General features: G+C 62.6%; 19 protein-coding genes. 3 read left to right on the top strand and 16 right to left on the bottom strand.

All coding sequences use genetic code 11. The features are described from left to right. Positions 1-60: 60 nt before the first annotated feature. On the top strand, positions 61-1,320 hold the full coding sequence (locus PQG80_RS03215) for an MFS transporter (protein ID WP_271749683.1): 1,260 nt from the start codon (positions 61-63) through the stop codon (positions 1,318-1,320). 27 nt (positions 1,321-1,347) lie between these two features. On the opposite strand, the gene PQG80_RS03210 is transcribed toward PQG80_RS03215, so the two are convergent. After that, positions 1,348-3,936 carry an ATP-binding cassette domain-containing protein gene (locus tag PQG80_RS03210; RefSeq protein ID WP_271749682.1) on the bottom strand — a complete coding sequence of 863 codons (2,589 nt, stop codon included), beginning with the start codon at positions 3,934-3,936 and terminating at the stop codon, positions 1,348-1,350. A 98-nt stretch (positions 3,937-4,034) separates the two neighbouring features. Here PQG80_RS03210 and PQG80_RS03205 point away from each other — a divergent pair, with 98 nt between their 5' ends. Continuing rightward, positions 4,035-4,694 carry a biotin transporter BioY gene (locus PQG80_RS03205; RefSeq protein ID WP_271749681.1) on the top strand — a complete coding sequence of 220 codons (660 nt, stop codon included), beginning with the start codon at positions 4,035-4,037 and terminating at the stop codon, positions 4,692-4,694. A gap of 115 nt (positions 4,695-4,809) precedes the next feature. On the opposite strand, the gene PQG80_RS03200 is transcribed toward PQG80_RS03205, so the two are convergent. Together PQG80_RS03200 and PQG80_RS03195 are read right to left on the bottom strand one after the other, a co-directional pair. Next, positions 4,810-5,649, bottom strand: a complete 840-nt coding sequence (locus PQG80_RS03200; protein ID WP_271749680.1) for a manganese catalase — start codon at positions 5,647-5,649, stop codon at positions 4,810-4,812. Positions 5,650-5,750: 101 nt separating this feature from the next. Further along, entirely contained in the window at positions 5,751-6,152 is a 402-nt protein-coding gene (locus PQG80_RS03195) for a hypothetical protein (protein ID WP_271749679.1), read from the bottom strand. Between the two features lie 158 nt (positions 6,153-6,310). Here PQG80_RS03195 and PQG80_RS03190 point away from each other — a divergent pair, with 158 nt between their 5' ends. Beyond that, the gene (locus PQG80_RS03190) at positions 6,311-7,315 is read left to right on the top strand and encodes a hypothetical protein (protein WP_271749678.1); all 1,005 of its coding nucleotides are present in this window, start codon (positions 6,311-6,313) and stop codon (positions 7,313-7,315) included. A 94-nt stretch (positions 7,316-7,409) separates the two neighbouring features. On the opposite strand, the gene PQG80_RS03185 is transcribed toward PQG80_RS03190, so the two are convergent. The 13 genes from PQG80_RS03185 to PQG80_RS03125 form a co-directional block, all read right to left on the bottom strand. Next, complete coding sequence (locus tag PQG80_RS03185; RefSeq protein ID WP_271749677.1) at positions 7,410-7,922, bottom strand: YlbF/YmcA family competence regulator; 513 nt, start codon at positions 7,920-7,922, stop codon at positions 7,410-7,412. 40 nt (positions 7,923-7,962) lie between these two features. Then, positions 7,963-9,567 (bottom strand): tRNA (N6-isopentenyl adenosine(37)-C2)-methylthiotransferase MiaB, encoded by a 1,605-nt coding sequence (miaB, locus tag PQG80_RS03180; protein ID WP_271749927.1) that lies wholly within the window; start codon positions 9,565-9,567, stop codon positions 7,963-7,965. A gap of 188 nt (positions 9,568-9,755) precedes the next feature. Continuing rightward, the gene (locus tag PQG80_RS03175) at positions 9,756-9,941 is read right to left on the bottom strand and encodes a hypothetical protein (protein ID WP_271749676.1); all 186 of its coding nucleotides are present in this window, start codon (positions 9,939-9,941) and stop codon (positions 9,756-9,758) included. A gap of 100 nt (positions 9,942-10,041) precedes the next feature. Then, entirely contained in the window at positions 10,042-10,908 is an 867-nt protein-coding gene (locus tag PQG80_RS03170; RefSeq protein ID WP_271749675.1) for a tetratricopeptide repeat protein, read from the bottom strand. Between the two features lie 26 nt (positions 10,909-10,934). Further along, complete coding sequence (locus PQG80_RS03165; RefSeq protein WP_271749674.1) at positions 10,935-11,891, bottom strand: ATP-binding protein; 957 nt, start codon at positions 11,889-11,891, stop codon at positions 10,935-10,937. 133 nt (positions 11,892-12,024) lie between these two features. Continuing rightward, positions 12,025-12,603, bottom strand: a complete 579-nt coding sequence (gene pduL, locus PQG80_RS03160) for a phosphate propanoyltransferase (RefSeq protein WP_271749673.1) — start codon at positions 12,601-12,603, stop codon at positions 12,025-12,027. A 267-nt stretch (positions 12,604-12,870) separates the two neighbouring features. Continuing rightward, on the bottom strand, positions 12,871-13,437 hold the full coding sequence (locus PQG80_RS03155; RefSeq protein WP_271749672.1) for a hypothetical protein: 567 nt from the start codon (positions 13,435-13,437) through the stop codon (positions 12,871-12,873). Next, a complete protein-coding gene (locus PQG80_RS03150; RefSeq protein ID WP_271749671.1) occupies positions 13,437-15,170 on the bottom strand; it encodes a sensor histidine kinase in 1,734 nt (577 codons plus the stop codon). Before PQG80_RS03150 ends, PQG80_RS03155 begins: the two co-directional genes overlap by 1 nt. A 14-nt stretch (positions 15,171-15,184) precedes the next feature. Further along, positions 15,185-15,865 (bottom strand): response regulator transcription factor, encoded by a 681-nt coding sequence (locus tag PQG80_RS03145; RefSeq protein WP_271749670.1) that lies wholly within the window; start codon positions 15,863-15,865, stop codon positions 15,185-15,187. Between the two features lie 165 nt (positions 15,866-16,030). Next, entirely contained in the window at positions 16,031-16,897 is an 867-nt protein-coding gene (locus tag PQG80_RS03140) for a 2-oxoacid:ferredoxin oxidoreductase subunit beta (RefSeq protein ID WP_271749669.1), read from the bottom strand. Continuing rightward, entirely contained in the window at positions 16,897-18,642 is a 1,746-nt protein-coding gene (locus tag PQG80_RS03135; RefSeq protein ID WP_271749668.1) for a 2-oxoacid:acceptor oxidoreductase subunit alpha, read from the bottom strand. The genes PQG80_RS03140 and PQG80_RS03135 overlap by 1 nt, the downstream gene beginning before the upstream one ends. A 218-nt stretch (positions 18,643-18,860) precedes the next feature. Continuing rightward, positions 18,861-19,805 (bottom strand): dipeptidase, encoded by a 945-nt coding sequence (locus tag PQG80_RS03130; protein WP_271749667.1) that lies wholly within the window; start codon positions 19,803-19,805, stop codon positions 18,861-18,863. A gap of 141 nt (positions 19,806-19,946) precedes the next feature. Beyond that, entirely contained in the window at positions 19,947-20,207 is a 261-nt protein-coding gene (locus PQG80_RS03125) for a stage V sporulation protein S (protein WP_044877525.1), read from the bottom strand. Positions 20,208-20,222: the final 15 nt, after the last annotated feature.

Genomic DNA, 20,222 nt, shown 5'->3' with positions numbered 1-20,222 from the left:
TCGGTTACAGTAGAAGAACCGGTTCTTCGTATTTGACGTGTATGGAATGGAGGCTTTACATTGAAATCGTCGTTATCCCTCGAACGCAACGCCGTCCCCAATCCGCAATCGATCACAACCAGAGACCATGCGGTGTTCGCGGCGGCGACGCTGCTCTACTGGGCGACCATGTATATTTATGTACCGATTCTGACGCCTTTTCTAGAAGATCGCGGACTGCCGCTCGGCACGATCGGACTGATCGTCGGCAGCTACGGCCTGACGCAGGTCCTCATCCGCTTCCCGCTTGGCTTGTATTCGGATCGCTTGAGCCGGCGCAAGCCGTTCCTGTTCGCCGGCATGGCCGCCGGCCTGGTCAGCTGCGCCTTGTTCCTCTACGTCGGGGGTTGGGCGGGACCGCTCGCCGGCAGGCTGGTCGCCGGCATCTGCGCATCGACCTGGGTGCCGTTCACCGTGCTGTATGCCTCGTATTATCCGCCGGAGCAGTCCGGCAAGGCGATGAGCACGCTCAGCTTCCTGACCGTCGTCGGCCAGCTCGGCGGCATGACGGCGAGCGGTTACCTGGCGGGCTCGGGCGGCTGGAACGCGGCATTCGGCGCCGGCATCTTCATCGCCGCGGCCGGCGGATTGCTCGTAGCCTTCGTTCGCGAGCCTCTTCCGGCCGTTCCGGCCAGCCCCGCCGCGCAACCGAAGCTCGGTGCGTCCACGGAGGAAGCCGCAAGCGCAAGGCGCAGGCCGCTCGCGCTGCTCCGCAATTCGCCGCAGCTGTGGATCGTCTCTCTTTTGTCCCTGCTTGCGCACTGCGTGCTTTTTATTACGATGTTCGGCTTCACGCCGCTGCAGGCAGTCGAATACGGCGCCGGCAAAAACGGGCTGACGGGGCTCGTCGTCTCCTTTATGGTGCCGCACGCGCTCGTCTCTCTCTGGACCGGCCGCTATATCGCCCCGCGCTTCGGTACCCGCCCCGTTCTCGTCTGCGGCTTCTTGATGGCCGCGGTCTGCACGGCGCTCATCCCGTTCAGCGGCGGCTACGTCGGCCTCCTCGTGACGCAGGCCGCGAACGGCATCGCGCAGGGACTGTACCTGCCGCTGCTGCTAGGCCTGGCGATCCGTGACATCCGCCCTGCAGAGCGCGCCACGGCCATGGGTTTCTATCAATCCGTGTACGCCGTCGGCATGTTCGCCGGACCTTATCTCGCGGGTTGGCTGAATGCGGACGGCGGCGGGCTGAAGGCGGGCTTCGGGCTCGGCGCGGCGATCGCCGTCGCCGCGGCCGTCATCGCGCTGCTCGGCACGAGACCTCGGCGGACGATAAGCTGAAGAAGCGCGTGAGAGCCGCATGCGATTTTAATTGAAGCGGTCCAGCAGCGCCAGCGCGGCGCATGCGAACGCGACCGCAAGCAGCAGCAGATTGTCTCGAGTGCGCCAGCGCAGCCGCTCGGTATCGATCGGCGTTTCCCTGCGGCCGATGCCGCGGCTCTCGAGCGCCAGCGTCACCGTCTCTCCCATCCTGAACAGGGAGAGCATAAACGGCACGGCCGTGCTTCGAAGCTTGCGCAGCGTCGCTGCGGGCGATCGGCCGGTATCTTTGCCCCGGGCGACGGCGATGCGGGCGAAGCGGTCCCACTCCGCCATGAGCTGGGGCACGAAGCGCAGCAGCAGCGTCACCGTCAGCACGAGACGCTGCGAGCGCCTGCCCGCCCCGCCCCGGCGAGGCAGGATCTGCGTGAGCGCGCGGCGCAGCCGCAGCGGCGGAATGGCGGCCGGCAGGGCGATTCCGACGGCCAGCACGCACCATGTTTTCGCGAACGAGCGAAACGTGACCAGGCTGTCCGCGCCATGCCACCAGGCGCCGGCTTCCCCGCTGTCGCCCGTCAGGCCGGATAAAGCGGTCGACGCCGCCGTGAATAGCGCGAACGCGACGAGCGGACCTTTGTATTCGCGCAGCGGCAGCCGGGCCGCAAGGACGATCGCCGCAGTCAGCGCGGCCGATGCGGCGAGGCCAGACCAGCCCGAAGCCGCGAACATCGCCAATGACACCGACACATAGCCGAGCCAGACCGCCCGCGGGTCGAAGGCGGAGAGCCTTTCCGCTGCCGGGACAGACTGCCGGCGCCTCGCTGCCGGTCGACTGATGCGCTCCCCGGCAGGCGAGCCCGCATGCCGTGCATCCGCCTCGCGACGCTGCCCCCCTTCCTCGCTTAATGCCGCCGCGATCTCAGCCGTATCCCAGGCGCGCGCTTCATCCAGCCCGTTTTTCCAAGCCTCCAGGGCCGCCGCGTAGCTGGCGGGCTCCCGCAGCCCCGCCTCCTCCCACCAGGACGGATGCGCGAGCAGCGCCGAACGTTCGCAGCGGCGGATCGCCCCGTCCGGACCGAGCAGCAGCAGCTCGTCCGCGAGCGGCAGCGCCCAGTCGAGATCGTGGGCGACCAACAGGATGCCTCGCCCCCGAGACCGCTCCTCGACGAGGCTCGCGGCCAAGCGCTCGCAGCCGATCGCGTCCAGCCCAGCGGTCGGCTCGTCCAGCAGCAGCCAAGGCGCCGGCGGCGCCAGCGCGCAGGCCAGGGCGGTCCGCCTACGCTCCCCGCCGCTCATCGCGTACGGATCGCGGGCGAGCCATGACTCGTCCCAGCCTACGGACCGCAGCGCAGCGCGGATGCGCAGGCTTCGCTCCGCGTCCGTTAATCCGTATGGCCGAAGCACGTACGCCAGCTCGGCTTCGACCGATGCCGCGAACAGCTGATCCTCCGGCGACTGGCAGGCATAGCTATAAGCCAGCAAGCCCGCCTTTCGCGCCAACTCGCGCCTCGCCTCTTCAACGGAGCCGTCTACATAGCTCGCCCGTGTCTTCGCCGCCACCCGCAGCCCGGCTGCGATCTCGAGCAGCCGGGTCTTGCCGGCGCCGTTCTGCCCGAGCAGCACGACGATCCGACCAGGCTGCAGCTCCAGCGGCCGAGTCGCCGCAGCGGCGCCGTCCGCTGCATCCCTCAACGGCAATCCTTGGAATCGCAACGCGACAGAAGAGGCAGGCGATGGAGCCGGCTGCGAATCCGCGAGGCTGACCCGCTCCGGCGTCGATGGCCGGGCGTCGCGCGACGCCCGTACGGCGGACGATGGCCCTTTCCTTCGCGCTAGCTCCCGCTTCAGCGCCGCTTCATACGGCAGACGCAGGCCGCAGCGTAGGCAGGGCGGTTCTTCATGCGTGCCGTCATCAAGCTTCTCCCCGGCTAAAAATACGTCGACGCTCCCATCGTAAACGATACGGCCTTCGGACAACGCGACGACGCGCCGCCCGGACTCCAGTTCCTCGATGCGCTGCGTGATCCAGACGACCGCCGCGCCTTCTCGGTGTCTGCGGCGCGCCAGACGCAATACCAGCGCCTGGGATTCGGCATCCAGCATCGAGGTCGCCTCGTCCAGGACGAGCAGCGGCGCATGGCCCGCGGCGGCGGCGGCCACCGCTGCGAGCTGACGCTCGCCGCCCGACAGCGCCCGCCAGGGAAGATCGGCCGCGTCGCGCAGGCCGACTTCGTCCAGCGCGTCGTACGCGAGCCCCGCAATGGCCGAACCATCGGCACCAAGCCATTCCCGCGCGAACACGATCTCCTCTCTCGGCGTCGTGCCGAACAACTGAGCGTCAGGCTGCTGCATCGCATACGGCGCGGGCGCCTCCCCCGCGAAGCCCCGGTCCCAAGTCTCCGCCCGTAGCTCGCCGGGGAAGCCGAGGCCGGCCAATAATCGGCCCAACGTCGATTTGCCGCTGCCGTTCGTGCCGGCGACGTACATCCATTCTCCCCGATTCAGCGTCAGATCGACCTGATCCAGCAGCGGCGGCGCTCCCGCGATCGCGCTCTCTCTGCGCGCCGACACCTGCCGCAGCAGCATCGGCCTGCCGCGCAGCTTTTTATCCGTGAAGTCCGCTTGTCTGTCCATCATTTCAAATTCCTTCTTCCCAAACCGATGGTCCCATGCTAGAATTCCAATTGTTAACCAAACCACTGAAACAAGGTTAACATTCGAGAGGAGTTTTGACAATGAGAGAATCAGAGACCGCAAAACATTCGCCGCTCGCAACGGAGACACCTAACAGCGTTCAAATCGTACGCCAGCAGACCTCCTCAGCCTGGATCGGCAAAACCGTATTTACGGCACTCTTCGCGGCGCTTTTTATCGCGTTTAGTTACGTTTCGGTTCCGCTCGGCTTCACGGCCGTCCCGATTACGCTTCAGACGCTTGCCGTGATGCTCGCGGGCGGGCTGCTCGGCGCGCGGCTCGGCTTCTCCAGCATCGCGCTCGTCGTCGTTCTGGCCGCCGCGGGGCTGCCCCTGCTGCACGGACAGGGCGGACTCGCCACCGTATTCGGTCCTACCGGCGGCTTCATCTGGATGTTCCCCTTCGAGGCGCTGTTCGTGGGCATGGCGGCCGACCGGCTTCTGCGGAGCGGAGCCAAGCCGACTGCGCGTACATATGCCCTTCTGTTCGCCGCGATCGTCGTGTTCGGCATCTTGCTCGCATACGTCGGCGGCGTGCCGTGGCTCGCCTACAAGGCGCATCTCACGCTGCACGGAGCGCTGATCGGCGGCTGTTACCCGTTTATCGCGGGCGATCTCTTAAAGGGCGTCGCCGCCACCATCGTCATCGCCGCATTGCGTCCGACGCTGTCGGGTACGCTGCGGCGATTGTCCGGACGCTAAGGGGTAAGCCTGGTAGAGTCCAGCCATACGCAATCCTCATAGAACGCCAAAAAAGATCGCCGCTCCCGGGCCATGCAGCGCCCGGAGCTGGCGATCTTTTCATTTATAGCGTTTCCTATTTGCTTTTTGCGCTGCCTGCCAGATCGTGATGCAGCGTCGGCGAAGGCGTGGTCGCGACCGGGATCTGGCCTTGCGGGACCGGATCGGCCAGGTAGACGAAGTCGCCGCTGCCGTCCGGCGCCTGCCCCGTCGCCCACAAACCCGCCGCTGACTCTTCGCCCTCGGACAGATTCCAGAACTCGTAAGCCTGCGGCTGCGCTTCGGCCTCGTCTTCCGGCGTGAAGGATGCCGGTACGATGACGCCGTTCTTTCCCTCGAGCTCGGCGATCGCCGCCATCCACTGATATTGGTGATAACGGTCGCGGGCCAGCATCTTGCGGAACGTGGCGCGCACGGCTTCGTCCGTCGTCATTTGGTACAGCCGGGCGACCTGCAAGCGGCCCTGGCTCTCGGCGTGCAGATTGGAGCGCATGTCGGCGAGCAGATTGCCGCTCGCGACGATATAGGCGCCGTTCCAAGGCACGCCGGTCGAATTCGTCGGCATAGCGCCGAGACCGCTTACCAGCAGGTGCTGCGGATTGATGCCGCCCATAATGGCTGCGGTAACCGGGTCCTTCGCAGCCTCGGCCTGGGCATCGGGAGACGCGCCGTCGAGCAATTGGCTGATAAGCGAGCACAACATCTCGACATGGCCGATCTCCTCGGTGCCGATGTCCATGAGCATATCCTTATATTTGGCGTCGCCGCGACAGTTGAATCCCTGGAATAAATATTGCATCATGACGGTCATCTCGCCGAATTGTCCGCCCAGAACCTCCTGCACTTGGCGTGCGAGCTGGGGATCCGGACGTTCGACTTTAACTTCGAATTGCAACTCCTTCTGGTGACGGAACATCTTACTCCTCCTCTATCGGTTAGTCGGATCTTCGGCTGTTCAGCCAAAGAGTACTTACCCGGACAAGGCGTTTCCAAACAACGGAAAGAGTCCGAAGTCGGTTAGATGACCGTCATTCCTCCGTATCTGGCCAGTTCCTCGATGAGGCGCTTGTAGACCGGCAGCCTGAATTCCATCGGTCCCGTGCGGTGTATGCCGCCGCGGTGATGCACGACCACTTCCTTCGCGTATACCGCGTAGTAGGCGCTGCCCGCCGCGATCGAACCGTAGGCGATCTCGGCCTTGGCCGTCCTAGCCGCTCTTAGAGCCCTTCGGTCAAGACGGACGCTCTCGCAGGGGACGACGCTCACGATATGCTCGAATAAGATGTAGTAGTTCATATGCGGCTTCTGCACGACCAGTTCGCGCGTCGACAAGGTTAAGCCGAACGGGCCTTTTTTATGGGATACCTTGAGCTCTCCCGTCAAGCCTTTAACTTGCAGAAAATCCGAGATGGGACTCACCCTCTTCCCTGATAATGAAGGCCGTCCGCCTGCCCCGAAGAGGCGCTGGGGACGGCTAGACAAAGGTACAGGCAGCGGCCGGCCGATCGGCATATGATGAACTCATGCGGCTGCCGCTCGGCAGCAAAGTCCTGCAATCGGGAGCGTGAAAAAGTGCGATGATCAGCAGCATACTCGACCTCATCGTCAGCGATCTGCCGGAACGAACGGTCCATATGACGTCCGGCTGCCCGTACGGCGAAGCGAACGCCTTGACGGAGATCGGGGACGGTACGGAGGTCACGCTCGTATACGGACGTTATTCGGCCAAAGCCGTCGTTCGCTTTCGCAGCGGCGGCGAATGCTTCTACGACAGCTTCGAGCTCGGCGCTCCGCTCGCCAGACAATTGCGGCTGTCGGGCGACCGGCGGTACAGACTCGTGTACGATTCAGATCAGAAGACGGTCAAAATCGGCCCATCGCCCGTCTCCTCGGCCTCCTCGGCGGTCGGCAGCGATGCCAAGCTTGCCGCCCGGCGGCTGTCGGTCGGGTACGTCCTGCTCAGCCGGCTCGGCCTGCCGGACGACGGACGCGACCATACGCTCACGGTCCGCCATGGCGGACACGCTCAGCGCCTCGCCGTCCGTTCGCCCGCCAATCTGTTCGAGAACGGCTTGCGCTTGCATCCTTCGGCCGCCCGCGCGCTGAAGCTGCGGCCAGGCGCGGCGTACAGGCTTCGTTACGATCAGCGGGCCAAGGAGCTCGTGCTCTCGCCGGCGGGCGGGAGATCCGGGGACGCAGGGCAAGGTATAACCGAAGCCAACCGTTCAGCCGGAACGAATCGCTCTGGCGGCGCAAATCGCTCCCCCGGCGTCAACCGTTCGAGGGGCGCAGCTGGCGCCCCTGCCGCGCCCGCCGCCGCGAGGGAGAAGGCACCGGGCGCGGCAGGCAAGCAGCCCGCCGGCCCGCCGCGTTCGCGCGATCATACGCGCAAGCCTTCGACGGCCGTCCCGCATGGCAAGAACCGGAAGCCGGTCGCAAGCGACGCGAAGCCGGCGGCCTCCATTCCCGCCAAGCCGGCGCCGCCGGTCTTCCGCGCCGCGAAGCAGGGCGCTGCCGGCAGACGCGGGACCGAAGGCCGCGTCCCGCCGCCCAAGCCGTATATGCCGAAGGGCCGCGCATAATCGCCGCGGCCCTTCTTGCCGTGAGCCGAGGAATTACCTGCGTGTGCAGGTCCGCGCGCTACGTAGATATCCATGTTACCCGGCAGCCGAGCATTCAGTCGATGCAAGTCTCCGGCTCTTCGGCCTGCGGCGTCGCCGCCTCGACGTCGAGCTTCTCGGCGACCGTATCGCGAATGATGCTGACGATCGATTGGAGCATGTAGTTGACGTCGGTCTGGCTCTGCTGGAACTGCTGCACGACCGGCATGCCGTCGAGCTCGTCCTGCAGCTCGCCGATCTCGCGTTCGATTTTCTCGACCATCTGCGCGTTTTTGAACGTCGTCTGGAAGGCGACGAGTTCCTTTTGCTTTTTCTTGATCTGCGCGATCAGCCCCTGCACGCGGTCATGCCGCTGAATGAGACGCTCCGCGTTCTGGTACGTCTGCACTTCGTCGGCGGTCGTGATCAGTTGGGCCAGCTCCCTGGCGCGGGCGAGGATGTCGTCGCGCAGGATGAGCTCGCGATTGTCGAACTCGGGAATAACGTAATCCTCGGGCTGGCCGAGATCCGGCACGCCGTGGCTGCAGCCATCGTGGCCGTGATGATGATCGTGCGAATGCTGAGACATGTATGGGTTCCTCCCGAATGTGAACTTCCTCTGTTACAGTTTAAACGCCGCCGGCCGTTTTCGGCAAATCCATGCCTTCCTCGACGAGGCCGATCGCTTCCGCCCGGACGAACCAGGTCTGCGGCTGCGTGACGCGCACGTAGGCGAACTGCCCGATCCAGGACTTAGGCGCCTCGAAATGGATCAGCTTGTTGCTGCGCGTGCGGCCGGACAGCACGTTCGCGTTGGTCTTGCTCTCTCCCTCGACGAGCACCTCGACGACCTGTCCGGCAAGCGCCAGGTTGCTCTCGAGGCTCATCTCGCCGATCAGGTCGTTCAGCCGCTTCAGCCTGAGCTGCTTGGCTTCGTAAGGCACGTTATCCTCCATATCGGCGGCAGGCGTGCCCGCTCGCGGCGAGTAGATAAACGTATATGCCATCGAGATGCCTGCCTCGCGCACCACTTCGAGTGTCTCCTCGAACTGCTCCTCGGTCTCTCCGGGGAATCCGACGATGATGTCGCTCGTCAGCACGACGTTCGGCATGGCAGCCCGGATGCGGCCGACCAGCGCCAGGAACTGCTCGCGCGTATACTTGCGGCTCATCCGCTTGAGCACCTCGGTGCAGCCGGACTGGAAGGGCAGATGGATGTGCTCCACCAGATTGCCGCCCTTGGCCAGCACCTCGATCAGATGGTCGTCGAAGTCCCGCGGATGGCTCGTCGTGAACCGGACGCGCGGAATGTCGATCTTGCGGATGTCGTCCATCAGATCGCCGAACCGGTAATTCCGGTCCGCGAAGTCTTTGCCGTAGGCGTTGACGTTCTGGCCGAGCAGCGTGATCTCCTTGAAGCCCTGGCGCGCCAGCTCTCTCACCTCGGCGATGACGTCCTCCGGCACCCGGCTGCGCTCCTTGCCCCGCGTATAGGGCACGATGCAGTACGTGCAGAACTTGTCGCAGCCGTACATGATGTTCACCCAGGCCCGCAGGCCTTCCCGCTTCTTGGGCAGATTCTCGATGATGTCGCCTTCCTTGGACCAGACCTCGACGACCATCTCCTTGCCGAGCAGCGCTTCCTTCAGCAGCTCCGGCAGCCTGTGTATGTTGTGCGTGCCGAAAATGAGATCCACGTGCGGGTGCTTCGAGAGAATGCGGTTCACGACGGACACTTCCTGGGACATGCAGCCGCATACGCCAAGCACTAGGTCCGGCTTCTGGAGCTTCAGCCGCTTCAGATGTCCGAGCTCGCCGAAGACCTTGTCCTCCGCGTTTTCCCGTACGGCGCATGTATTGATCAGGATGACGTCTGCCTGCTCCCTATCCTCGGTGGCGGTGTATCCCATCTCCTCGAACAGCCCGCGCATAATCTCGGTATCGTGCTCGTTCATCTGGCAGCCGTAAGTGTAGATACAGTAGAATCTTCCGGCGCCGAACGTCTTCATCTCGGCGGGGATCCCCGCGTCGTAGTGGACTCGGATCTCTTCCTTGCCCCGCTTCTTGCCCTCGCGCAGGTCGGGTGGCGAGGAGATCTGGACATTGCGGCCGTTGATGCGATATGTCGTCTTGCCGTCTTCCTCGGCAATCACCTTCGCGCCGGAGAAGTCGAAGTATTTGGCATAGTCTTTAGCCGGACCGGCGGCCTGCCGTCCTTGGCCTTCCTTCGTCATGCGAAGCGATTCCTCCTGTCGTCCGCCCTTGAATGCGATGGGACTCATTCGATTCTCCATTATATCATAGCGTCGTATAGCGCCCAAGCATAATCGGCCAGTCTCAGCCGTCCGTATGACGCTCCGCGCGAAAAAACCGGCAGCGCTCTCGCTGCCGGTCTCTTCCTGCTGTTATGATCTGCCCGTTATTATCTGCGTAAGTTATGCGTGTCGATCATCCGATTCTGCCTGTCGGGATGGCTGTTGTCGCCGGTCGGCCGCTGCTGCTTGACCGCCTCGAAGTTTGTCTTCGCCCGTTCCGCGTGGTCCTTCCACTGCTTGCCTTCCTCCTGCACGTCGACGCCCTGCCTGTCCAACCTTCCGTTGTTCGTCATGCGAATTCACCTCCGGGTTGAATAAGGACTCGCCTATCCTTACCCTTGGAAGCGATATCTCAAGCAAATCCGACGGATGGCAGGGTCCCGGTTCGCGCAGCTATCTGCGCCGCCAGCCGAATACGCGCAGATGGACGAGCGCCTTGGTGCCCCAGTTCGTGATCACGTAGAGCAGGATAAATACGACGACGAGCGGCTTAAAGAGCAGCCAAGCGACGAACCACGACAGGAGAATCTGCCAGGGCTTGAGCCTGCGCAGCAGCTTGCCCGGTCCGGACAGCATCCTGAACAGCCAATACCGGTGCTGGAGCGATTCCAGATATTCGTCCTGGATCTGTCTGTTGTCCGGCTCCAGCCTGACGGCGCTCCGCATGTACGTCTCGTCCAGCTTGTGATCGCCGCGCGCTCGGGCCGCCCAAGCCAGATACATAAGGCCGTAGGGCATCTCCGCGTCATACCGGATCGCCTGCCGGTCCAGGCGCGCGGATTCCTCCTTGTCGCCCAGCAGCGCTTCGAGATAGCTGAGCACGGCCAGATAGAGCGGCGTCTCCGGCTGAATCTCTAGGGCGGCGAGCAGCGATTCCTTCGCTTCTTTGAACTTCCCTTTTTTCGTGAGCGAGGCGGCTTGCAGATAATAGTAGAAGGACTCGTAAGGATCGATCCGCATCGCTTCGGCAAGCGATTTTTCGAAGGCCGCCATATCTTCTTTTTCATAGAAAGCGCAGACGCGAACGTACCAGGCCTGCTCGTGCTCGGGCACGCGAGCGAGCGCCTCCTCCGTCCAGCGGATCGCTTCCTCGTACTGCTCCAGGTGCAAGTGTATCTTCGCGATCAGCGCCATCGCGTCCGCGTCCTCCGGATCCTGGGACAGCAGCCGCCCCGCTTCCGTCAGCGCTTCCTTGTATCTTTTCCATTCGACCAGCTGGACCGCCGCCCGATAGGTCGACTCTCTCGCCTGATCTTCCATCCGCGACGCCTCCCTGCAGCCCGCCTTTACTTGACGCCGTGCATCTTGGCGTAATCGAGCACGATCTGATAATCCCGGTTGACATCGCTGAACGTCGCGTAGTTCTTCGCGGTGGCAAACCACTCGAGCGTCGTCGCCTTCCGGGATTTGGCCGAGTTTCTCAGATCGTCGTTCGTGATCGGCTCCAGCTGCCCCGAAGCGAGCATGCGCTCCATGGCCGACTCCACCGCATCCTTGACCACCTGCTCCAGATCCGCGCCCGAGAACAGACGCGTCTCCGATGCGATCTTGGCCAGGTTCAGTCCGTCCGCCGGCTTGCCTGCAAGCTTCAGCTCGAGAATGCGTTCGCGCTCGGTCTCTTCCGGCGGCGGCACGAACACGAGATGGTTGAACCGCCCCGGTCGGCGCAGCGCGGAATCCAGATACCAAGGCGTATTCGTCGCCCCGATAACGAACACGTTTTCGTTCTCCGCCTGCAGCCCGTCCAGCTCAAGCAGCAGCTGGTTGACGAGCATCCGGTCGTGGTGCTGACGCATCTGATGGCGGCTGCCGCCCATCGCGTCGAGCTCGTCGATAAAGATGACGCAAGGCTTGCTCTCGCGGGCCTTTTGGAAAATGTCGTGCAAGTTGTGCTCGCTCTGTCCCGCGTACATGGAGAGAATCGCCTGAAGCTCGATATGCAGGAAGTTGGCCTCGATCTCGCCTGCGACGGCCCGGGCAAGGAATGTCTTGCCGCAGCCGGGCGGCCCGAACAGGAGCAGGCTGCCGCCCGCTTCCTTGCCGTAGGCGGCGAAAAGCTGGGGATTTTGAAGCGGTAGAATAAAATTCATGCGAATCTTCTTTTTGACTTCCTCCAGGCCGGCGACGTCCGCGAACGTCTCCTTCGGCTTGTCGGATTCGACGAGCGTCTGGTCGTCCTTGCTGAACTGAATAAGCTTCATGTTCTTGCGCCGCTGCGCGGCGAGCTCGTCTTGATCGGACATGCGCGTCACCCCTCGTCGATCATGGAATGGAATATGCTATATCGTACCATGTCTATGAATGATAGAGAAACCTCTTGAACGCAAATCGCGCGCGGACGCCCCGGAGGACGGCACGCGCGCCATAATCGATCAGCTATTCGATCAACTCTGCAAAGTCGCCGGTGGAAGCGCCGGAAGCGTTGCCCTCGTCGGTGTCGATGTGCATATCGAGCGCAAACGATGGGGAGACGCGCGCTATGACGTTCTCGAATACGAGCCCGCGTTCCCCGCCGACCCTCACCTTCAGCAGCTGCTTGTCCGCGATGCCGAATCGCTCGGCGTCCGACGTATGGAAGTGAATGTGGCGCGCGGCGACGATCACGCCTTCCTCTACCGTGACTTCGCCGGCCGGGCCGACGATCCGGATGCCGGGCGTACCGTCGATAAGACCGGACTCGCGCACCGGCGGCTTCAGTCCGAGCGAGAAGGCGTCCGTGCGGGACACTTCAAGCTGCGTCGCCTTGCGGACCGGCCCCAGGATGCGTACTTTGGGAAAGGAGCCCTTGGGTCCGTGAACAGCGACCGTCTCGTTCGCGGCGAACTGCCCCGGCTGGGACAGCGGCTTCATCTCCGTGAGCTCGGCGCCGTCGCCGAACAGGATCCGGACATGCTCCTGCGTGAGATGAATGTGTCTGGCTGACACGCCGACCGGTATTTTTCTGTCTTCGTTCATCGTCAAGACCTGCCTTTCGCGAGCGCTGCGTTTATTGAACATGTACACGATGTCATTATAACGCAATCGGCAGCCCGTTACGCATGGCGAGAGAACAAGTTCACGAACCGTCCACGCGGCTGTCATACATCTGCCATAATCTCCCTTCTAGCGAGTCTTATTAAACGAATCGTGAAGCGCAGGGCGTCCACGAACGCGCAATGAAATAACAAAGAGAGAGGATGTCCCCTCTCTCCGGCGTTAAGATGATTTTCCTTAGTTCCAACTTTACTTCAACGTGATTTTTTTCGTCCAGCGCTTTTCTTTCCCGTTGTCGTCTTTGAACAAAAAGCTGACCTCGCCCTCCTGCCCCTTCAACTCGTCGGGGTAGAAGAAGCCCATGAACTGACCGTCGCCGCTGATATAGAACCCGTTCTCGCCGTTGCCGCCATGCGCGATCGCGTCCTGCAGCGTATTGATGATCTTGGTGTCGCCGGATATCCAACTCATCTCGGCCAGCGCGTATCCGGATGGGAGCTGTTTGACGACGAAGTCGAAGCTGTTGCCCTCGATCGGCTTTTCAGTCTGGTCGATGACGATGAGAATTTTTTGATCCGCCGGCTCCTCGGACGCAGCGGCTCCCGATCCTGAAGAGGACGGGGTCGCTGAGGAAGCCGGAGCATCCGCCGTCGCGCTCGCGGGCGCCGACGCAGGCGCGGAAGCCGACGGACTCGTTGCGACTGCTGTAGAGGAATTGCCGTCAGAAGCCGGCGCGCCGGTATTCGTTTTTTCGCCGCATGCGCTCGTCATCAGCAGCGCGGCCATCGCCGCGGTGTACATCCATTTCTTGTTCATCATTTCGTATCTCCTCCGCTTTCTTTTAACGTAAAGTAAAACGCGACGCCTCGCGCCGTATTGCGGACGCCGAATTCGCTCCCGTGGAGCGTCAAAATATGCTTAACGATCGCCAGCCCCAACCCAGTCCCCCCAGACTTGCGGTCTCTCGACCGCTCGGCGCGGTAGAATTGATACCAGATGCGGTCCAAGTCCGCTTCGGCAATGGGCGGTCCTTCGTTTTCGACCGTCGTCAAGATCATGCCCGGCGCCGACCGTCTGACATCGATCGCCAGCGTGCCGCCGGCGGCGGCGTGCCGGATCGCGTTGCTGAGCAAGTTCATGAGCACCTGCTCGATTCGCTTCGGATCCGCCTCGACCCGCCATTCCGCGTCCGGTTCGCCGGCGAGCCGCAAGTCCTTTTCCTCGATCTGTCCGGAGAACGCCCGAAGCGCCTTGCGAATCAACGTCGTCAGGGATATCCGCTCCGGTTGCAGCTGCACGGCCTTCACCTCGAAGCGGGACAGCTCGAGCATATCCATGATTAGCGCGTTCATTCGGTCGGTCTCCGTCACGATCAGCGAGAGATACCGCTCGCGTTTGTCGTCCGCGACGCCGTCCTGCAGCCCCTCCGCGAAGCCCTTCACGATGCCGAGCGGCGTCTTGAGTTCATGGGAGATGTTCGCGATCAGCTCCTTGCGAAGCCGTTCGGACCGTTCCTTTTCCTCGACGTCCTCCTGCAGCTGCACGTTGGCCTGCCTGAGTTCTCCCAGCGCCGCCTCCAGATTGCGCGACATCGCGGTCATCCGGCGCGACAGCTCGCCGAATTCATCCGTCGACCGAATCTCCTCATGTCCGGCAAAGTCAAGCTCGGAAAGACGCGCTGCGGAGCGGGTCAACCTGACGAGCGGACGCGCCACCATTCTCGAGTATATCCACGATAAGACGAGCCCCAGCGCCACTATGACCGGCGCCAGGAAAGCCATGTACTGCTTCAGCATGTCGACGGCCTCGCCCACGGGCTGAAGAGACGTCATGGCGAACAGGTAACGGGCATCCCCGCTCTCGTCCTCGAACGGCGTCATCAGCGCCGCATAGCGCACGCCGCTCCACGGATCCGTCCATTCCGTCCTCGCAGTCCCCTCGGCCATCGATTGAACCGCCAGCCGCTGCGCGTCGGTCAACCACGTCGAGAGCGCCTGGTTCATCTGCGAATCCTGGAAGAATGGGTTGTACGACCGGTTCACGGGCACCAGGAGGTCCGCGATCGTTCCGTTCACGCGCACGAGGCCGTCCTGCAGCGCGCGTCCCCGCTGCCCGATGGCGACCGGCTGCATGATCGTATCTTCCTCGTCCATGAAGATGCCGTCAACCGTGAGCGGATCGCCGACAGCGAGTCCCAGCGGCAGCGCATCCGCCGTCATGCCTTCGCTTGCCAGCGGTATGGTGACCGTCCTGCCTTCGGACTGCAGCTTCAAGAAGTAAGGTTGGACGGGTATGATCTCGAACTGGTCGTTCAGCACGGCGAGGCTGGCATCGTTCCTGTTCATATATTCGCCGAGCAGGCGGGAACCGCCGCCCGATTGGCGTTGCTCCGCCTCGCGATACGCACCGGCGAACGCCTTCATGCTGCGCTCGATCGCATCGCTCTTGGACGCACGGTAGAAACGTTCGAAAAATAACCCTTCTGCGAGCAGCAGCAATCCGAATACGACGAGGATCATAGCGGCGGTTACCGCGAACAACTTCAACACGACGCTGCGCCTCTTCATGTGACCCTCTCGAATTTATATCCCGAACGGATGACGGTCGCGATGAGCTTTCCTTCGGAACCGAGCTTCGCTCGCAGCTTTTTGATATGGGTGTCCACCGTGCGAGGGTCTCCGTCATATTCGTATCCCCATACCGCATCCAGAATATAGTCTCGGGCAAGCACCTTGCCTTCGTGCTTCGCGAGAAATGCGAGGAGCTCGAACTCCTTCGGCGAGAGTTGGAGCGTCTGGCCGGCCACGGCCGCGGCATGCGCTTGCCGATCGATCGTCAGCTCGCCGTAGACGAGCAGCTCTCCTTCGCGTCCGACCGTTCCTTCGGTCCGGCGCATCAACGCAGCGGCGCGCGCGACCAGCACCCGAGGGCTCAAGGGCTTCGTCACGTATTCGTCCGCGCCGAGCTCGTACCCCAGGATCTGATCGTCGTCCTCCGCCCGCGCCGTGATGATGATGACGGGTACGGCCGACTTTTCCCGGATTCGCCTGCATACCGTCCAGCCGTCCATCTCCGGCATCATGAGATCGAGGACGACCAGATCGACGGCATTTTGTTCAAACAGGTCCATGGCTTCGCGCCCGTTCTCCGCTTCGAGCACGTCCCATCGTTCTTTGGCAAAATAGTCGGTGATAAACTCCCGCATCAGGTCATCGTCCTCCGCCAGCAGGATCGTCCGCTTCATCGCCTCGCCTCCGTCTCCGCGCCTCTTCTTGGCCCGTCTATAACTTTATCGTACCCTTGTGTCCTTCGTGTGTACGCGCCGAAAAGCAAAAATAGCGGCGGCCGGGACCCTGTTCCAAGTCCCGACCCGCCGCTATGCTGATAAGGATAGCCTTTGCATTTTGCTTTATCTGAATTCCGCCAGCAGCTTGTCGAACTCCGCTTCAGGAAGCGCGAGATCCTGCTTCGCAAGCGCCTCGGCGCCGAAGCCGACCGCCAGGTCCTCGTACGATTTGCGCGTCGTATCCTGGTAGATGAGGCCCGTCAGCATGCCCCGCGTCTCCATGATCTTCGTCATCGCCGCGATGCGGTTCGACGGATCGTACTCGGGGAATTGCTCGAGATTGACGATATTTTCCTTGAACCAATCATAGGTGTTCACCTTGTTGAAGGTGACGCAGGGCGAAAATACGTTGATCAGCGAAAAGCCCTTGTGCCGGATCGCCTGCTCGATGAGCGAGGTCAACTGCTTCAGGTCGCTGGAAAAAGATTGGGCGACGAACGTAGCGCCTGCGGACAGCGCGATCTCGAGCGGAGACAGCGTCGTCTCGATCGAGCCTTCCGGCGTCGACTTCGTCTTGAAGCCTTCCGCGCTGCGCGGCGATGTCTGGCCCTTGGTCAGCCCGTAGATCTGATTGTCCATGACGATATAGGTGATGTCGAGATTGCGGCGGATGGCGTGCACCGTATGGCCCATGCCGATCGCGAAGCCATCGCCGTCGCCGCCGGAGGCGATGACGGTCAGCTCGCGGTTCGCGAGTTTGACGCCCTGGGCGATCGGCAGCGCGCGGCCGTGAATGCCGTGCAGCCCGTACGCGTTGATGTAGCCGGAGATCCGGCCCGAGCACCCGATGCCCGAGATCACCGCGAGCTGTTCGGGCTCGAGACCCACGTTGGCAGCCGCGCGCTGGATCGAAGCCTGCACCGTGAAGTCTCCGCAGCCGGGGCACCAGTTCGGCTTGACGTTGTTGCGGAATTCCTTGAATGTAGCCACTACAGCTTCAGCTCCTTGCATGCTTGATAAACTTCGGATGGCAGGAACGGCGTGCCGTCGTATTTGAGCAGATTCACGATCTTGTCGTGATATCCGACGTTTTGCTTGATCAGATTGGCCAGCTGGCCCGTCGCGTTGTTCTCGAGTACGACGACCTTGCGTGCCCGCTCCAGGTATGGCGCGAGCTGGTCGCTCGGGAACGGATGCATCTGACGCACCGTCACGTGATTCGTGGCGATGCCCTCTAGAGACAGGCGGCTCTGCGCTTCATTGATCGTGCCGCCCGTAGAGCCCATCGACACGATGAGCAGATCGGCGGGCTCGCTCGGCCCGTCCGCCTTGACGGCATCGGTGACGCGCAGCGCGTTCAGCTTGTTCAGTCTCTTGTCCATCATGCGACGGCGGTTGACCGCGCTCTCCGACGGACGGCCTTCCTCGTCATGCTCGACGCCCGTGACATGGTGGATGCCGTGCTTCGCGCCGGGCAGCACGCGCGGCGATACGCCGTCTTCCGTAAATTCATAGCGCTTAAACAGTTTGTTAGGCTCCGTCGGCTCCAGCTCCTGCTCGAGCGGAATCAGCTTGCCGCGCTTGATCTGAATACGTCCGTAATCGAGCGGCTCGCAGGACTGCTTGCCGAGCGACAGCTGCAGGTCGGTCGCCACGATGACCGGCACCTGATATTCCTCCGCGATATTGAAGGCTTCGATCATATCGTAGAAGCATTCCTCGATCGTGCTCGGCGCGATGACGACCTTGGGGATCTCGCCGTGCGTGCCGTAGATGAGCGCGTTGATGTCGGATTGCTCCTGCTTCGTCGGCAGGCCCGTCGACGGACCCCCGCGCTGCGTGTCGATGATGACGAGCGGCGTCTCCGTCATGCCCGACAGACCGATCGCTTCCATCATCAGCGACAGGCCGGGTCCCGCGGAGGCGGTCATCGTCCGTACGCCGCCGTAGTTGGCGCCGATGGCCATCGTGACCGCGGCGATCTCGTCCTCCGTCTGCACGACAGTGCCGCCGAACTTCGGAAGCTTCTTGATGAGATACTCCATAACCTCCGAAGCCGGCGTGATCGGGTAAGCGGACATCAGACGGCAGCCGGCGGCGACGGATCCGAGTCCCATCGCTTCGTTGCCGATCATGAACAGCTTCTGCTTGCCGTCGGCCTCAGCGAGCTTGAACGCTTCGATCGGACCGCCGGCTTGCGCGAGCACGAACTCGGCGCCGCGGCGCACGGCCTCCACGTTTTTCTCCACGACGGCCGCGCCCTTGCGACCGAACTCCTCTTCGACCGCCCGGTTGAATACCTCGATCGGCAGACCGAGCAGCGCCCAGGACGCGCCCGAGGCGACCATGTTCTTCATCAGCGACGTGCCGAGCTCCTCCGCAATCGCCGTGATCGGCACCGCGAACAGCTGGGCGTCTACGCCCTCCGGCACGACCGGCGCGAACTTCGCGTCCGCGACGATGACGCCGCCCGCGTGCAGCTCCTTCGCGTTCAGGTCGATGGTCTCTTGGTCGAACGCGACGAGGATGTCGAGATCGTCCGAGATCGCCCGGATCGGATGCGTGCTGATGCGAATCTTGTTGTTCGTGTGGCCGCCCTTGATCCGCGAGGAGAAGTGACGATAGCCGTATAAATAGTAGCCGAGCCGGTTGAGCGCAGTCGAAAAGATGCGGTCCGTGCTCTCGACGCCCTCCCCCTGCTGGCCGCCGATTTTCCAAGAAAGTTGATCGATCAATGCTTCCATCTCCTCATGCGTATGGTGCTTGGCGTATATGACGGCTGCTGTGCCGAATGCGCGGTACGCGCTTATAAAAAAGCCGAAAAATCCGACAGGCATGACTAGTAAATTTTATGATTCGCGATGTTAAATTGCAATAGCTTCAGGAGATTTGGCATGATAATACTTTTTGCATGCCGTTATAGAAGTCGTATATAGGAAGCCCGCTTCGCCCGTCATGTACCGAGATGGTCCGTAAAAAAACGCTGCGCGTGTCCGGACGTCCAGCCGCGAACGAGCGGCTCCGGGTACCGCGCGAGCAGCGCTTCGGTCAGCGCCGCATAGTCGGCGGGTCCGGCCAGTCCCTGCGTATACGTCTCGATCCCGTCGAAGTCGGATCCGAAGGCGATATGGGACGCGCCGCCGAGCGCGCATACATGCTCCACGTGCCGCAGCAGGTCCCCGATGCCCGCCGTCCCGGCGGTACGCAGGAAAAAAGGAACGAACGTCAATCCGATCAGGCCGTTCGCCGCGACGAGCGCGCGGATCTGATCGTCCGTTAAATTGCGGGGATGGGCGCATTGCGACCGTGCGTTGGAATGGGTAGCCAATAACGGCTTTCTCGCCAGTTCCGCCGTCTCCCAGAACCCGCGCTCCGACAAATGGGACACGTCGATCAGTATGCCGAGCGATTCGCATTCCAAGATCAGCTTGCGGCCTTCCTTCGTCAGTCCGGCGCCTCTCGGCTCCATGATGCCGTCGCCCGCCCAGTTTGCCTCGTTCCAGGTGAGTCCCAGCATCCGGAGCCCCAGACGGTGAAGCATGCGCAGCGCCCACCACTCGCCGCGCAGCGCGTCCGCGCCTTCGAGCGACAGCAGCGCCCCCGTCCCCCTTGCAGCCGGTCCCAGCACCGCCTCCACGTCCGCGCCGCTCCGTACGTGCCGCATCCCCGGTGCCGTCAATACGCGGCCGTGGAACAGCTCCGCCTGGCGTAGCGCGCTCTCGGGCGTTCTCGGCGTGGCGGGCGGCACCCAGATGGCGAATACCTGCAATCCAACGTTGCCCCGCGCCAGACCCTCGGCGGTCACGTCCAGTCCTGCGCCTGCCGGCGCGCCCAGCCCGAGGCTCGGATCGCGATCCAGCTTATAGAGCGCGTCGCAGTGAAGATCCGCGATTCGCATGCGGCGGCCTCCTTTTCTATTTTCGGACACAACAAAAAACCTGCGGCACATGTGAAGGCAAACGGCGCGGCAACCTCCGCGGCATCCGCGCCCATGCGATGGCAGGTCCAATCCTACATTTGCAGGACAGCCTCGTCCGGATTATCTCGGCTCGACGATCAGCTTGATGGCCGTGCGGTCTTCTCCGTCGATGACGATATCCGTGAAGGCCGGTATGCAGATCAGATCCACGCCGCTCGGCGCGACGAATCCCCGCGCGATCGCGACCGCCTTGACCGCCTGGTTAAGCGCGCCTGCGCCGATTGCCTGCAGCTCAGCCCCTCCTCGCTCACGTAGCACCCCTGCCAATGCGCCTGCGACGGAGTTTGGGTTCGATTTTGCCGATACCTTTAATACATCCATGACCAGTTCCTCCTT

This window comes from Cohnella rhizoplanae (assembly GCF_948329515.1).
Taxonomy (GTDB): Bacteria; Bacillota; Bacilli; order Paenibacillales; family Paenibacillaceae; genus Cohnella; species Cohnella rhizoplanae.
Note: the sequence above shows the minus strand (reverse complement) of the source record. Positions and strands in the feature narration are given on the sequence as shown.